Raw genomic sequence first — 14,817 nt, 5'->3', positions numbered from 1 at the left:
CGAAGCGATGCGAACCACGCATCACGACGATTCCAGCTTCATCCGCTGAAGTTTGTTGTAGAGCGTCTTCGGGCTGATGCCGAGCAGCGTCGCCGCGCGATGCCGCGTGCCGCCCACGGCTTCTAGCGTCGCGCGAATCAGCATGTCCTCGACATCGGCGAGCGCGGTGCCGACCGTCACCTGCACGCTGCTGCCGTTCAGGCCGCGTCCGCCGACGCCGCCTTGCTCATCCACCCGCAACGTTTCGATGGTTTCGCCCGACGCGTGATACGCGCGCCGCACGCGTTCGCGCAGTTCGCGCACATTGCCCGGCCATTCGCTCCCGATGCATTCACGCAGGAACGTCGGACTGATGCGCTTGGGCGAGCCGCTCGTGATCCCGGCGATGTGATTCTCGCGATTCAGTTCATCGACGAATTCCTCGGCGATCAACGCGATGTCGTCGTCGCGATCTCGCAGCGGCGGCAACATGATCGACGACGCCGACAAGCGCTGGAACAAGTCCTCACGCAACGCGCCGCTCGCCACCGCGTCGCGAACCGGCGTGCGCGAAGCCGCGATCAGCCGGAAGTCCGTCATGATGCGGTTGCTTCCACCGACGCGCATGAAGGTCTGCGAATCGATGGCGCGCAGCAGCGCTTCCTGTTGCGGCGCGGGCAGCGAATCGATCTGATCGAGGAACAACGTGCCGCCGCCCGCCTGTTCGAGCAGACCCGGCTCGCGATTCTCCGCGCCCGCATACGCGTTGCGTTCGTGTCCGAACAGGATGCTTTCCATCGAGCGCGTGGTGTTGTCGCGCGCGGCGGAGCAATCGAAGGTCACGAACGGCCCCTTGCGGCGACGGCTCAACTCGTGGATGGTGCGCGCCGCGATCTTCTTGCCCGTGCCCGCCTCGCCGCAGATCAGCACGGCGGCTTCGGTCGGCGCGGTGTGCTCGATCAGATCGTAGACGTGCTGCATCACCGCGCTGCGGCCGAGCATGGTGCCGAAGTGGCCGAGATCGCGCAGCGTCGAGCGTAACGACTGCACTTCCTCCGTCAGTTCGTAAGGTCGCGGAATCCGCGCGAGCAAGCTGCGCAAACGCGGAATGTTGACCGGCTTGAGCAGGTAGTCCCATATGCCGTGCCGCAAACCCTCGATCGCGCTTTCGACCGTGGCGTTGCCGGTCATCACGATCACGGGCAGGGCGCCGTCGGGCGCGTGCGAGGGAAGGCTTGGCAGCAGGTCGAGACCGCTGCCGTCGGGCAAGTTCAGATCGATCAGCACGACATCGGGGATGAAGCGCGTGAGCGCGGAGCGGGCCTCGGCGAGGGTCGTCGCCGTATCGACGGAGAAACCGTCGGCGGTGAGGATCGCGGAAAGGCCGGACAGGCTGTTGGGATCGTCTTCGACAATCAGTGCGTGTGGCATGGCAGACACAACGTATCAAAGTGGACTGTAATCCGCCGTCGCCGCATGCATCGCCTGACTGGTGCCTGGCGAACGCATGGAGCTAGGGCGCTCGTGGGCGGACCTCGACTGCCTGACGCCTGAGTGATGCACGAGGCGCGTGAAGTGCCGCTGCGTGTGTTCTTCGTCCTGCGCTATTGCTATCGGTTGTTGGTTAGTGTTGGAAGCAAGTGAAGCGTCAAAAAAGGCGATGCGGAATACAGTTTCGAGGGCCGATCCTCACTTCGGCCTGACGTACAGATCGTTGTTGACGGATTGCACGCCCGGCACGCCGCGCGCCACCGCGATGGCCTGTTGCAGTTGAGCATCCGTGTCGACGTAACCGGACAACTGCACGGCGCCGCGATACGTGGCGACACTCACCGGCAGCGGACGCAGGCCCGGGTCGGACGCCAGCGCCGTCTTCACGCGCGCGGCGAGCGAGGCGTCGTCGGTCGGTTGCGTCGCTGGAGCCGCCTGCGCAGGCGGTGTCGACGTGCAACCGGTCATGGAGACGAAGCCAGTCAGGGCGAACATTGTCACGACCCACATCCGGCTTACGTTGAAAGGCGTATTTCGCATGTCGATCCTGTCATCCACATTTCGCTGATCGAGCAGGAACCGTGCCAATGAGTTGAATTTTCCGATGCTGTGCGCCAGACCCTTACGCATCGGCCTCGTTCCAGAAGCAACGGATTTCTAAGCGATCACTGAGCGGTAAAGTTTGCCTGAATTTGTCAAAAAATTCATGCAAAAGAAAAAAGCGCCTGCGATGAGGCGCTTTTTCTTCAGACGGACACGCACGGAATGCTTACCGCGCGGCCCTCATGCAACTGCGATGTAAGACTTAGGCGCGGCTGCGGTATTCGTTGGTGCGGGTGTCGATTTCGATCTTGTCGCCGATGTTGCAGAAGAGCGGCACCTGCAATTCGAAGCCCGTGTTGAGCTTGGCGGTCTTGAGCACCTTGCCCGAGGACGTGTCGCCCTTGACGGCCGGTTCCGTGTAGACGATCTCGCGCACCAGCGTGGTCGGCAATTCGACCGAGATGGCCTTCTCGTTGTAGAACACGACTTCGCACGCCATGCCGTCTTCGAGGTAGTGGAGCGCGTCGCCCATCATCTCGGCTTCGACTTCGAACTGGTTGTAGTCGGCGTCCATGAAGACGTACATCGGGTCGGCGAAGTACGAGTAGGTGACTTCCTTGCGGTCGAGCACGACGACATCGAACTTGTCGTCGGCCTTGTAGACCGATTCCATGCCGGCGTTGGTCAAGAGGTTCTTGAATTTCATCTTGACGACCGCGGAGTTGCGGCCCGACTTGTTGTATTCGGCGCGTTGCACGACCATCGCGTCGTTGCCGATCATGACGACGTTACCGACGCGGAGTTCCTGTGCGATCTTCATAAAACTGGTCCTGTACGATTGATTTGGCTTGAATGCCTGGAAAACGGGTGGATCTTTGATTCTGACGGCGGCGCGGTGCTTCTTGCTGCGACGCTGTGCTGATTTTCGAGGGATTGGAATGGCGCGCTTGGGCGCATGTAATACCTCGGATAACCGCTTATTTTAACTGAGTTTTTGCCTGCTTGGCCAGTTGGTGCAGGTCCGGCAATCATCAGCGCGCGAGGCGGGAGCGCACATGCGCGACGAGATTGCCAGCCAGATCGCCGATGCTCGCCAGTTCCTTCGCCCAGCTTTTTGCGCGCGCCTCGAACGCCGCGCGATGCGCCTGAAACGCCGCCCAATCCGGCGTGCCCGCGCCGTTCCACGCGTGCCAGAAGCGGCGCAGCGCATCGCCGGCGGGCGCGGGAAGGGCGTGCGTGATGTGGTCGAGCGCGGCATCGAGTTTCGGCAGATGCGCGTCGTCGCTTTGCGGATAGATATGCCAGACGAACGGCTTCTTCGCCCATTGCGCACGAACGAACGAATCTTCGCCGCGCACGAAGTTGACATCGGCGGCCCAGAGAAGCTCGTCGAAACGCGGTTGCTCGACGAAGCCGAGCGCATGCGCTTCCAACGCGCCCACGCTTGCCGATGCGCCCGCGGCGAACGCAGGCATGCCGAAGAATCGCGCGAGTGCGCCGGAGATGCGTCCTTCGGGCACGAGCAGCACGACCGGCGATGCGCCATCCCGCCACTGTTCGAGCAGCGCGCCGACTGCCGGATTCTCATACGCGAACAGCGAGACGATCGTCGCATCGCCTGAAGGCCGTTCGATGCCGACGCGCTCGCGCCACCAAACATCTACATCGAACTGCTGACGGCGCGTGTCGATATCGGCTTCGCGGATCACGCCGCCCGTGCCCGCGCCCAGTCCCGGAAAGAAGAAGCTCTTTCCCAGCGCATAGCGCGGATGCGGCGACGGCCGCAGATGAAAATCCGCGACCCAGTCCTCGCCGCTCAGATATTCGAGATTGATCCACACCGGCTTGCGTTCGCGACGCGCCATCGCGGCGATATACGCATGCGGGATTTCACACGCGAACGCTTCGATGACGACATCCGCGATTTCCAGCGTCTCGCCCGCGTGATCCGGTGCGTGCCAGTGCTCGATGGTCACGCCCGCCGCTTTCTGACGCGCAAGCGATGCATCGACTGCGGGGCAAAGCGCGTGAAAAACCCTGAGGTCGTCGACGAACAAACGCACGCGCCAGCCATGCTCCGCGCGCAACTGACGCGCGAGCCGCCAGCACACGCCGATGTCGCCGAAATTGTCGACGACCGCGCAAAAGAGGTCGCAGGCGAGGTCGGATGCGGGTTCGGCACAAGCAGCGAGAGTGGACATGGCACGCGTCGGTTGCCGCCGAGTACGTGGCGGAATGATCTAAACTGGCGATTCTAAGACACGGCCCGACCGTGTGGCTCAACGCGCGGCCGATGGCCGCCCACGCACCTCGCGCCCGATGCATCCGTTCCTCGCAGCATGACGAAAACAGACGCCTCCGAACCCGATTTCGATCCGAAAAAGACGCTCGCGCAATTGCCCAATCTGCCCGGCGTCTACCGCTATTACGACGGCGAGAGCAACGTGCTCTACGTCGGCAAGGCGCGCAACCTGAAGAAGCGCGTGTCGAGCTACTTCACGAAGACGCTGCACTCGCCGCGCATCGCGATGATGGTCACGCGCATCCGCAAGATCGAGACGACGGTCACCCGCTCCGAAGCCGAAGCGCTGCTGCTCGAAAACAATCTCATCAAGGCGCTGACGCCGCGTTACAACATCCTGTTTCGCGACGACAAGTCGTATCCGTTCCTCAAGCTCACCGGGCACACGTTCCCGCGCATGGCCTATTACCGGGGCGCGGTGGACAAGAAGAACCAGTATTTCGGGCCGTTCCCGAGCGCGTGGGCGGTGCGCGAGAGCATCCAGATCTTGCAGCGCGTATTCCAGTTGCGCACCTGCGAGGATTCGGTCTTCAACAATCGCACGCGGCCGTGCCTGCTGCATCAGATCGGGCGATGCACCGCGCCGTGCACCGGCCTCATCAACGAGGAAGATTACGCGCGCGATGTGGCGAATGCGTCGCGCTTTCTGCTCGGCCGTCAGGGCGAAGTCATGAAGGAGCTTGAGCAGAAGATGCACGCCTTCGCCGCCGATCTCAAGTTCGAGCAGGCCGCCGCCGTGCGCAATCAGATGAGTTCGCTGTCGACCGTGCTGCATCAGCAGGCGATCGAAGTGGGCGGCGAAAGCGATGTCGATATCCTCGCGGTCGTCGCGCTGGGCGGCAAGCTGTGCGTGAATCTGGCGATGGTGCGCGGCGGGCGTCATCTGGGCGACAAGGCGTATTTTCCGGCGCATGTGGAAAGCGCGATTGCGCTCGTGGACGAGGACGAGCTTCCCGAAGTCGTTTCCGTCGATGAAGAAGCGCCGGAAGAAGCGCCCGAAGAAGCCGAACCCCGCGAAGGCGCGTTCGAATCCGAAGTGCTCGAAGCCTTCATGGCGCAGCATTACATCGGCAATCGCGTGCCGCCGGTGCTGGTCGTGAGTCACGCGCCCGCGAGCCGCGAACTGATCGACTTGCTGACCGAGCAGGCCGGGCACAAGGTCACGCTGCTGCGTCAGCCGCAGGGGCAAAAGCGCGTCTGGCTCTCGATGGCCGAACAAAACGCGAAGCTCGCGCTCGCGCGTCTGTTGTCCGAACAAGGCTCGCAGCAGGCGCGCACGCGTTCGCTTGCCCAAACGCTCAGCATGGACTTGGACGATCTCGCGCAATTGCGCATCGAGTGCTTCGACATCAGCCACACGATGGGCGAGGCGACGCAGGCGTCGTGCGTGGTGTTTCATCATCACAAGATGCAGTCGGGCGAGTACCGTCGCTACAACATCAACGGGATCACGCCCGGCGACGATTACGCCGCCATGCGTCAGGTGCTCACGCGCCGCTACGAGAAGATGGTCGCGCAGGCCGCCGCCAACGCCAACGACGAAGCCGCGACGCTGCAACCCGAAGACGCCGCCGAGCCGGTCGCGGCTGCCGGTGCGCTGTTGCCGAATATCGTGCTGATCGACGGCGGCAAGGGTCAGGTCGAGATCGCGCGGCAGGTCTTCTCCGAGCTGGGACTGGATCACGGCATGCTCGTCGGCGTCGCGAAAGGCGAGGGGCGTAAGGTCGGCCTGGAAACGCTGATCTTCGCCGATGGCCGCGCGCCGCTCGAACTCGGCAAGGAAAGCGCGGCGCTCATGCTGGTCGCGCAGATTCGCGACGAGGCGCACCGCTTCGCCATCACCGGCATGCGCGCGAAGCGGGCCAAGACGCGTCAGACTTCGCGGCTGGAGGAACTGGAAGGCGTCGGCGCGAAACGCCGTCAGCGGCTGCTGTCGCGCTTCGGCGGCCTGCGCGGCGTGCAGGCGGCGAGCGTCGAGGATCTGGCGAGCGTCGAGGGCATCTCACTGGCGCTGGCGCAGCAGATTTACCGGCAGTTGCATTGAATTGCTTTGGTATTGGCCGGGCGGCCCGCGATGGCCGTCCGCCACGTGGGCCGTTTCCTTGTGAGCGCCGGACCGACGCGGCACAATGGCGGCTCCCTTACATGTCCCTCACTCGCTCTCGCCCATGCCGTTCAACTTACCGATCTTCCTGACATGGCTGCGAATCGTGCTGATTCCGCTCGTCGTGGGCGTGTTCTATTTGCCGGACATGATGATGAGCCTCGAGCATCGGAATTTGCTCGGCATGATCGTTTTCGTGATGGCGGCGCTGACCGATTGGTTCGACGGCTTCCTCGCGCGCAAGCTCAATCAGACTTCCTCGTTCGGCGCGTTCCTCGATCCCGTCGCCGACAAGCTGATGGTGACCGCCGCCTTGCTCGTGCTCGTGCAGTTCGCGCGGCTCAACGCGGTGATCGCGCTGGTGATCGTCGGGCGCGAGATCACCATTTCCGCGCTGCGGGAATGGATGGCGCAGATCGGGGCATCGAAAAGTGTGGCGGTGAATCAGCTCGGCAAGTTCAAGACCGTTTGCCAGATGGTCGCGATTCCCATGCTGCTGTTCTACGGGCCGCTCAAGATCACCGGCACGCAATGGGTGATCGACACGCGCGTCTGGGGTCTCTGGCTCATCGATGTCGCCGCCGTGCTGACCGTCTGGTCGATGCTCTACTACATGAAGCTCGCGTGGCCGCAGATCCGCGAACGCGGCGGCATGCTGTGAAATACCGGCAATGCGCCGGTCATTGCAAAAGATTGCGTCGAACCAGAAGAATCCACTCGAAAAACAGTTGACAGGTCCATTTGGCTTCTACATAATCTCGTTTCTCTGATGTACGGCACGGCGAAACTGGCGTAGCGGTAACGTCGAAGCAGCAGAGAAAAGCAGCAAAATGCGGGAGTAGCTCAGTTGGTAGAGCGCAACCTTGCCAAGGTTGAGGTCGCGAGTTCGAGACTCGTCTCCCGCTCCAGTTTCAAGAATTCGGTGTGAGCAGCGCGAGTGTTAGCGAGTGTCAAGCGGCAAGACGCTGGCGAAGCGGCATCGAAAAGAAGTAGCAGGATCATGCGGGAGTAGCTCAGTTGGTAGAGCGCAACCTTGCCAAGGTTGAGGTCGCGAGTTCGAGACTCGTCTCCCGCTCCAGTCAAAGGGGAAGCCAGGCTTCCCTTTTTGTTTGGTGCAGCAAGCCGTTTAAAACGGCCCACGTATCAACAACACTGTATAAGGCGCGGTAGCAAAGCGGTTATGCAGCGGCCTGCAAAGCCGTTTAGACCGGTTCGACTCCGGTCCGCGCCTCCAAAACAAAAAGCCCTGACCCTTCAGTCAGGGCTTTTTGTTTTTCCGCTGCGCCGCGCGCGGGGTGTCGCGCGGCATAATTGCCTCTCTTTGCTGGCAGGCACGATCTTCATGACCGACTCACTCTCCGACATCGAATGGCGCTGGAAGCGCTTCGACGATCTCACGACCACCGAGGTCTACGACATGCTGGCCGCCCGCAGCGCGGTGTTTGTCGTCGAGCAGAACTGCGTATATGGCGATATCGACGGGCTCGATCCGCACGGCTGGCACTTGCTCGCATATGGCGCGGGCGGCACGCGTCCCGCGCTTGCGGGCTATCTGCGCGTATTGCTGCCGGGCTTTCCGGATGACGAGGAGAAAGACGTGCGCATCGGCCGCGTGCTGACGACCGCGAAGTTTCGCGGCCTCAAGCTCGGCAACGCCATGCTCGAATACGCGCTCGAACGCATCCTCGCGCAGTGGCCGGACGAGCCGGTCAGCCTGCACGCGCAGGCGCATCTACAGAAGTTTTATGGGGCGTTCGGCTTCGTGCCTTCGTCCGGCATTCACGATGAAGACGGCATTCCGCATGTCTGGATGCGCCGCCCCGGCTTTCCTTCATGATGTCGCGGGTTTGACCGGCGCTTGCCTGCCGCGCGCGCCGCGTTCCGTGCGCAGGCGCGAGCGCGCCGACAAACGCATCCAGTGGCGCAAGGCGATCAGCGCGCCGATCACGCTCATCATCGAGCCGGGGATCCATAGCAGCAAGCCGCCGATTTGCTGGTCGCGCATGGGCGTGATCCAGGTGAAGGCGCGGCCGCAGATCGAGTAAATCGGATACAACTCGTGCGGCGTGAAGAAGATATACGCGCCGAGCAGAATCTGCGGCGGAATCGCCGCGATCACGACGAGAATTCGCCGCCCCGGCGCGAGCCGCGCGGGCGGTGCCGGACGCGGATCGAGCACGAGCCACCAGAACAGCAGGCCGTCGATCGTCATGCTCCAGTTCATCGCGCGGTAGAGCCGCCAGTCGAGCATCGCCTTGAAGTGGATGGGCGAGAGCAGCCAGAAATAGATGAGCCCGACGAACAGCGTCACGGCGACGACCGGATTGAACACGACATCGGAACATAAACGCGCGATTCGGCTTTGCGCGGCAGGCCGCAGCCAGCGTTGCCGCCACGCGAACGGAACGCCCGCGCGCAACGCCGCGCCCGGATACGACAACGCGATCAAAAACGGCCCGAGATGATGCAGCACCAGATGCTGCAACCGATGCATGAAGAACTCGTGCTCGAAGAAGTAATCCAGCCGCGTATGCAGCGCGACGTACAGCGCGCTCAAGCCTAGCCAAAACGAAATGCGCCGCGCGATCGACACCCGCGCATGCCGCGCGCCGCGCGCGAACAGAATCGCCGCGACGAGCACGCAGATCATGACCGTTGGCGACGGCTCCCACGGATCGAGCCAGTAAAGCAGCGTCGCAATCATGACGATTCCTTCGCGTCGATCACGCGTTTGAGGTCGCTGGCGATGGCATCGATGGAATCGTGGTCTGTCGCGAGCAGGCGCGCGTGGCCATCACGATCGAAGATGTACACGGCGGAACTGTGCGTCACTTCATACGCGCCGGACGGGTCGCGCTTTTCCATCTGATACGCGACGCGATAGCGCTGCGCGACCGCTTCGATTGCGCGATCCGTGCCGGTCAGGCCGACCGCGTGACGGTCGTCGAACGCGCGCACGTACGAGCGCAGGAGCGCGGGCGTATCGCGCGCGGGATCGACGGAAATGAACACGATGCGCGTGCGGTCCGCGTCCGGCCCCACGCGTGCAAGTACCTGCATGAGCCGCGCCATGGTTTCGGGGCAGACATCGGGACAGTGCGTGTAGCCGAAGTACACGAGCGTCGTGCGGCCCGCGTAATCGCGCGCGGTGACGGGCGCGCCGCCATCGTCGGTGAGAGAAAAAGCCAGGTCCGGCAAATGCCCGGAAACATCCGTGAGATGCCACGGTTCAGCGAGTTTCGAACAGCCGGCGAGGGCGCCAAGCGCGAGCAGAGAAACAAAGAATCGAAGGAACAAAGCGTGCATCGGAGAAAGTTTAAGCGGATTCGTCAAACGCAAAATACACGCCTTTGACGATCGATGAGGCGCATCATCTCCCTTGCGGCGTATTTTTGAGACAATTGGCCGCACGGCGTCAAGCTTGTGGAAAGGCAGCCGGACCGAGACGTAAGCGGAAACCTTTCGAATCTGCAGGGCGGCGGCGGTAAGATGCGCGCCATCGCGCGTCGCGTTCTCCGCGCGCCATCACAGGCAAAACTTCAGGTCCACGATCGATGCAAATTCTTCCCGATTCCCTGTCTCTTGCCGAGACCGCGTTTTTCTTCGACTTCGACGGCACGCTCGTCGAACTCGCTTCCACGCCGGACGGCATCTTCGTGCCGCGCTCGGTGCCGGACATTCTCGCCGCGCTCAGACGCGCCACCAACGGCGCGGTCGCCGTGGTGTCGGGACGCGGCATCGACAATATCGATTCGTTCTTGCAGATGCCGGACTTGCCCGTCGCGGGCATGCACGGCGCGGAACGGCGCGATTCGAACGGCGATGTTCAGCGCATCGGCTTCAACGACGAACGGCTTCTGCGCATGGAACACGCGCTGGAAAAGGTCGTGAGCGCGAACCCCGGCATGCTGCTCGAAATCAAGGGCGCGGCGCTGGCGCTGCACTATCGCAATGCGGCAGAGCGCGAACCGGCCGCGCGCGCGGCCACCGAACGGCTCGTCAAGGAATATGCCGATGCCTATGTGCTCCAGCCCGGCAAGATGGTCTACGAAATCAAGCCGAAGGATGTCGACAAGGGCCGCGCGGTGCGCGCGTATCTGAGCGAGCCGCCGTTCACGGGCCGCAAGCCGGTGTTCATCGGCGACGATCTCACCGACGAGAAAGGCTTCGCGGTGGTCAACGAATTCAACGGGCTGTCGGTGAAGGTCGGTCCGGGCGACACGGTGGCGCGGGCGCGCATCGAATCGGTGGAACTGCTGCTCGACTGGCTTCAGGTGATCGCGGGAACGGCGGGGAAGCACGCGTGAGCCGGCTCGTCATCGTGTCGAACCGGGTCGCGCCGATTTCCGAAGGCGGCCCGGCGGCGGGCGGTCTCGCGGTCGGCGTGTACGACGCGCTCAGGGAAACCGGCGGCGTGTGGTTCGGCTGGAGCGGCGACGTGCTCGATGCCGAACCCGCCGCGATTCGACTGGAGGAGCACGGGCCGGTCACGTTCGCGACCATCGGCTTGGCGAAGCGCGATTACGATCAGTACTACCGCGGCTTTTCCAACGCGACGCTTTGGCCCGCGTTTCACTATCGCCCGGACCTGATCGAATTCGATCGCGAGGAATACGACGGCTATTGCCGCGTGAATCGCTGGCTCGCCGCGCAACTCGCGCCGCTGCTTCGGCCGAAGGACGTGATCTGGGTGCACGACTATCACCTGATTCCGTTCGCGCAGGCCTTGCGCGCGCTGGGCGTGAAGAACCGCATCGGCTTCTTCCTGCACATTCCGTTTCCCGCGACGCAGATTTTGTTGAGCGTGCCGCGTCATCGCGAACTCGTCGAAGCGATGTGCGCGTTCGACTTGCTCGGATTTCAGACGGAGCCGGATTTGCGCGCGTTCTGCGATTACATCGAATCCGAAGCGGGCGGCACGTTCACGCGCGATGCCGCTCAGCCTACCCATGTGCGCGCGTTTGGCCGTGAATTGCGGGCGGCGGCGTATCCCATCGGCGTGTATCCGGATGAGATCGCGTCGCTGGCGAAGGACGGCGAGAAGGGGCGCGACGTCGAGATCGTCAAGGCGACGCTGCATGCGCGCAAGCTCGTGATGAGCGTCGATCGGCTGGATTATTCGAAGGGGCTGGTCGAGCGTTTTCGTTCGTTCGAACGGCTCATCGAGCACGATCCGAAGCAGCGTAACAACGTGTCCTTTCTCCAGATCGCGCCACCCACGCGCACGGACGTCGATGCGTATCGCGACATTCGTCTGCAACTGGAAGCGGAATCGGGGCGCATCAACGGGCGTTACGCGGAGCTGGACTGGACGCCGATTCGCTATATCCATCGGCAATACGAGCGGCCGGTGCTGGCCGCGCTGTTTCGCGAGGCGCACGTGGGGCTGGTCACGCCGTTGCGCGACGGCATGAATCTGGTGGCGAAGGAATACGTGTCGGCGCAGGACCCCGACGATCCCGGCGTGCTCGTGCTGTCGCAATTCGCCGGCGCGGCGCGCGAACTGACGGCGGCGCTGATCGTGAATCCGCTCGATATCGACGGCATGGCGGACGCGCTTGCCGCCGCGCTCTCCATGCCGCTCGACGAACGCAAATCCCGTTACGAAGAGATGATGGCGCTTCTGCGCAAGAACAACGTCTCGGTCTGGCGGGACAACTTCATGCGCGATCTGAAGGCGGACTAAGAAAAAGCCGCTGTCCTTTCGGAACAGCGGCTTTTTTGCTTCCGGCGCAACAAGAAACGCGTCAGGCAGGCTGCTTGTGCGGCGTCGCGACGATCGACGGCAACTTGCCATGCTGCTTCGCCAGCAATTCCCGGTACAAGCCCGGACGATCGCGCAATTCCTGCGGCGAGCCATCGTCGATGACCTTGCCCGAACTCATCACGATGATGCGGTCGAAGTTCTGCAGCGTCGACAACCGGTGCGCGATGGCGATCACCGTGCGGCCGACCATCAGCCGGTCGAGCGCTTGCTGAATGGCTTCTTCCGATGCACTGTCGAGCGCGGACGTGGCCTCGTCGAGCAGCAGAATCGGCGCGTTCTTCAAGATGGCGCGCGCAATCGCGATCCGTTGCCGCTGACCGCCCGAGAGCTTCACGCCGCGATCGCCGACGATGGTGTCGAAGCCTTCCGGCATCGCCTCGATAAAGTCCGTGCAGCGCGCTTCGCGTGCGGCGGCAAGCACTTCCTCGCGGCTCGCATCCGGGCGCCCATACGCAATGTTCTCGAACACCGTGCGGTGAAACAGCGAGATATCCTGCGGCACCAGCGCGATAGCCTGACGCAGGCTGTCCTGCGTGATCGCGTTGATATCCTGCCCGTCGATCTTGATGCTGCCTTTCTGCGTCTCGTAGAAGCGTTGCAGCAGCGCGAGCACGGTCGATTTCCCCGCGCCCGACTTGCCGATCAGCCCGACGCGCTGACCCGGCTCGATATGAATATGGAAGTTGTCGAGAATCGGCCGGCGGCGCGGATAGGCGAAGGTCACGCCTTCGAAATCCACGCGTCCGCCTTCCGGCACGAGTTCGGTGGCGTCCGAACGGTCGGGCATGCCGTGCGGCTCCAGCAGCGTTTGCACCGCTTCGGCGAGTCGCGCGACGTGTTGCGTGACATCGACGAGCGCCACGGCGAGATCGCGCGTGCCGTGCAGGATGGTGAAGCCGAGCGAGCTGACCAGCACGATATCGCCGGAAGTGGCCTGACCCTTCGACCACAGCCACAGCGCCCAGCCGAGCAAACCGGCCGAGAGAATCGCGGTGATGACCGCGTGCAGCAGGCGCAGCTTTTCCAGATAGAGCAGGCTTTGCTGACGCGCGACCATTTCGGCCTTGACCGTCGAGCCGAAGCGTTTTTGCTCGCGGAAGGTCATGCCGAACGCGCGCACCAGCGCCATGTTGCCGATCACATCGACCAACTCTCCATCGACCGATGCCGCCTTCGATGCAAAGCTGTGATGCCGCGCCGAACCGCGCTTGGCGAGCCGGTACAGGATGAACGCGAGCACCAGCGAACAGAACATGAGGCCCGCGGCCATCAGCGGATTGACCGCCACGATCATGATGATTGCGCCCAGCACCGCGATGCACGGCGGCAGGACGTTCCACGCCATCACGTTCTCTGACGTGTAGATGGCGTTCGATGTCGCGGTGATCCGGCTCGCGAGCATGCCAGGCTGTTTCTCGGAGAAGTACGTGGGCGAATGGCCGCTCAGATACGAGAACAGATCGCGGCGCAAATCGCCGGTGACGAGCACGAAGACGTGCGCGCCCACCCAGCCGCCGACGCGCCACAGCATGTTGTCGGCGGCGATCAGGCCGACCAGGATCATGAACGCGCCCCATAGCGGGCCGGGATGACCGCGCCCCTGACCGAGCACATCGATCAGATGCTTGATGGCGTATTGGGAGGCGAGCGCGCAGCCGACGGCGGCGAACACACTGCAAAGCACGATAGCGTGCGCCACCGGATGCCGGCGGATGTAACGCAACAGGAACGCGAGCGGGCGATGCGCGTAGCTCGATAGTTTCTCGTTGTGCGCGTTACGTTGGGAGACGGTGAGTTGGTCCAATGGTCTTTTTCGTCGTAGAGCGGTTGAGCGTGTGTTGCGCCTTCGGGCCCGTCCAAACAACTGGCATGGCGGCTTCCTCTGAACCCAACATCCGATCGCGGTGTCGTCGCCCTTGACGGACGAGGCAGCGCGGCGCCGTCTCCATCTCCGGATTGTAGCCAGTAAAGGAGAGGGCAAGCGTCTCACGGGACAACGATGTTCGGCGTACTGTCGCCTTTCGAACACGTTGCCAGACAAAAGCGTGCTGCGCACAGGGTTCGCGTACCGCTTGCCGCGTGCCTGACAGTGTCGCGCATCCCGTTTCGGTCATGGGCGCGCATTGTAAGCATTTTGCGCGGCTTTTAGCGATGGCGCGTGATTGCTGATCTTTGCAGGCTCGTGCATCGCTGGAAGCGCGACGTTCGAAGCTTGGTCCGGACACCAAAAGCATGTCGCGCGCCAGAAGCGCGTGCTGCCGTGAATTTTGACGTGCAAAGTTCGAAGGTCAGGCGATCATTCGTTCGCAGCACGGACCCAATGTAGAACAACCTTAATAAACAGGGGTTTGCAAAATGTATCCCCCTTGTAACAAGGTAAATAAGTTGAAATGCCTACGATGGCGACCGTGTAAAAGGCTCCATAATTCGCTCCGGGTTTTCACCTAAGTTTTTTGACACGTTTCTGTAAGACGCAGTCAACCACGGAAGCAGATGCGCGTTTATTGCTCGTGCGCGGATGTTTTCGAGATATTGGCCCCGGAGTTGCTTTGTGCTGCAACGCCAGCCAGCCGTCCGTGCAGAACCCAAGTGATCAGCGACCGCGCTTTTTCACTCGTGCACCAGCTCTTG

Annotated in this window: 12 protein-coding genes and 3 tRNA genes; 8 read left to right on the top strand and 7 right to left on the bottom strand. The window is 62.6% G+C overall.

Annotation, left to right across the window (positions count from 1 at the left end):
* Positions 1-21 precede the first annotated feature (21 nt).
* From ACZCWR_RS13965 to earP, 4 genes are all read right to left on the bottom strand, one after another.
* Positions 22-1,410 (bottom strand): sigma-54-dependent transcriptional regulator, encoded by a 1,389-nt coding sequence (locus ACZCWR_RS13965; RefSeq protein WP_487301329.1) that lies wholly within the window; start codon positions 1,408-1,410, stop codon positions 22-24.
* 258 nt (positions 1,411-1,668) lie between these two features.
* Positions 1,669-1,965 carry a BON domain-containing protein gene (locus ACZCWR_RS13960; RefSeq protein ID WP_487303328.1) on the bottom strand — a complete coding sequence of 99 codons (297 nt, stop codon included), beginning with the start codon at positions 1,963-1,965 and terminating at the stop codon, positions 1,669-1,671.
* A 310-nt stretch (positions 1,966-2,275) separates the two neighbouring features.
* Complete coding sequence (gene efp, locus ACZCWR_RS13955; protein ID WP_487301328.1) at positions 2,276-2,833, bottom strand: elongation factor P; 558 nt, start codon at positions 2,831-2,833, stop codon at positions 2,276-2,278.
* Between the two features lie 211 nt (positions 2,834-3,044).
* Positions 3,045-4,214, bottom strand: a complete 1,170-nt coding sequence (gene earP / locus ACZCWR_RS13950) for an elongation factor P maturation arginine rhamnosyltransferase EarP (RefSeq protein ID WP_487301327.1) — start codon at positions 4,212-4,214, stop codon at positions 3,045-3,047.
* Positions 4,215-4,352: 138 nt separating this feature from the next.
* Here earP and uvrC point away from each other — a divergent pair, with 138 nt between their 5' ends.
* From uvrC to ACZCWR_RS13920, 6 genes are all read left to right on the top strand, one after another.
* Positions 4,353-6,359 carry an excinuclease ABC subunit UvrC gene (uvrC, locus tag ACZCWR_RS13945; RefSeq protein WP_487301326.1) on the top strand — a complete coding sequence of 669 codons (2,007 nt, stop codon included), beginning with the start codon at positions 4,353-4,355 and terminating at the stop codon, positions 6,357-6,359.
* Positions 6,360-6,483: 124 nt separating this feature from the next.
* A complete protein-coding gene (pgsA, locus tag ACZCWR_RS13940) occupies positions 6,484-7,080 on the top strand; it encodes a CDP-diacylglycerol--glycerol-3-phosphate 3-phosphatidyltransferase (RefSeq protein ID WP_487301325.1) in 597 nt (198 codons plus the stop codon).
* Between the two features lie 171 nt (positions 7,081-7,251).
* Positions 7,252-7,327: transfer RNA gene (locus ACZCWR_RS13935), tRNA-Gly, on the top strand.
* 94 nt (positions 7,328-7,421) lie between these two features.
* Positions 7,422-7,497 (top strand) — tRNA-Gly (locus ACZCWR_RS13930).
* 82 nt (positions 7,498-7,579) lie between these two features.
* Positions 7,580-7,653, top strand: a tRNA-Cys gene (locus ACZCWR_RS13925).
* 108 nt (positions 7,654-7,761) lie between these two features.
* Complete coding sequence (locus ACZCWR_RS13920; RefSeq protein ID WP_487301324.1) at positions 7,762-8,256, top strand: GNAT family N-acetyltransferase; 495 nt, start codon at positions 7,762-7,764, stop codon at positions 8,254-8,256.
* Here the strand turns inward: ACZCWR_RS13920 and ACZCWR_RS13915 are convergent.
* The gene (locus ACZCWR_RS13915) at positions 8,251-9,123 is read right to left on the bottom strand and encodes a cytochrome c oxidase assembly protein (protein WP_487301323.1); all 873 of its coding nucleotides are present in this window, start codon (positions 9,121-9,123) and stop codon (positions 8,251-8,253) included. The genes ACZCWR_RS13920 and ACZCWR_RS13915 overlap by 6 nt on opposite strands.
* The gene (locus tag ACZCWR_RS13910) at positions 9,120-9,725 is read right to left on the bottom strand and encodes an SCO family protein (RefSeq protein ID WP_487301322.1); all 606 of its coding nucleotides are present in this window, start codon (positions 9,723-9,725) and stop codon (positions 9,120-9,122) included. The genes ACZCWR_RS13915 and ACZCWR_RS13910 overlap by 4 nt, the downstream gene beginning before the upstream one ends.
* 248 nt (positions 9,726-9,973) lie before the next feature.
* Between ACZCWR_RS13910 and otsB the strand changes: the two genes are divergently transcribed.
* Both otsB and otsA read left to right on the top strand, forming a co-directional pair.
* Entirely contained in the window at positions 9,974-10,726 is a 753-nt protein-coding gene (gene otsB / locus ACZCWR_RS13905) for a trehalose-phosphatase (RefSeq protein ID WP_487301321.1), read from the top strand.
* On the top strand, positions 10,723-12,105 hold the full coding sequence (gene otsA / locus ACZCWR_RS13900; RefSeq protein WP_487301320.1) for an alpha,alpha-trehalose-phosphate synthase (UDP-forming): 1,383 nt from the start codon (positions 10,723-10,725) through the stop codon (positions 12,103-12,105). Before otsB ends, otsA begins: the two co-directional genes overlap by 4 nt.
* 61 nt (positions 12,106-12,166) lie before the next feature.
* Here the strand turns inward: otsA and ACZCWR_RS13895 are convergent, their stop codons facing one another.
* Entirely contained in the window at positions 12,167-13,990 is a 1,824-nt protein-coding gene (locus ACZCWR_RS13895; RefSeq protein WP_487301319.1) for an ABC transporter ATP-binding protein, read from the bottom strand.
* Positions 13,991-14,817: the final 827 nt, after the last annotated feature.

This window comes from Caballeronia sp. A2-2 (genome assembly GCF_057612605.2).
The sequence above is the reverse complement of the archived record's forward strand: the minus strand, read 5'-3'. Positions and strand labels throughout refer to the sequence as shown.

Coding starts and splice junctions, on each gene's coding strand:
- efp (WP_487301328.1), bottom strand. CDS start 2,833: ATGAAGATCGCACAGGAACTCCGCGTCGGTAACGTCGTCATGATCGGC.
- uvrC (WP_487301326.1), top strand. CDS start 4,353: ATGACGAAAACAGACGCCTCCGAACCCGATTTCGATCCGAAAAAGACG.
- otsB (WP_487301321.1), top strand. CDS start 9,974: ATGCAAATTCTTCCCGATTCCCTGTCTCTTGCCGAGACCGCGTTTTTC.
- ACZCWR_RS13915 (WP_487301323.1), bottom strand. CDS start 9,123: ATGATTGCGACGCTGCTTTACTGGCTCGATCCGTGGGAGCCGTCGCCA.
- ACZCWR_RS13920 (WP_487301324.1), top strand. CDS start 7,762: ATGACCGACTCACTCTCCGACATCGAATGGCGCTGGAAGCGCTTCGAC.
- ACZCWR_RS13910 (WP_487301322.1), bottom strand. CDS start 9,725: ATGCACGCTTTGTTCCTTCGATTCTTTGTTTCTCTGCTCGCGCTTGGC.
- earP (WP_487301327.1), bottom strand. CDS start 4,214: ATGTCCACTCTCGCTGCTTGTGCCGAACCCGCATCCGACCTCGCCTGC.
- ACZCWR_RS13965 (WP_487301329.1), bottom strand. CDS start 1,410: ATGCCACACGCACTGATTGTCGAAGACGATCCCAACAGCCTGTCCGGC.
- pgsA (WP_487301325.1), top strand. CDS start 6,484: ATGCCGTTCAACTTACCGATCTTCCTGACATGGCTGCGAATCGTGCTG.
- ACZCWR_RS13960 (WP_487303328.1), bottom strand. CDS start 1,965: ATGTTCGCCCTGACTGGCTTCGTCTCCATGACCGGTTGCACGTCGACA.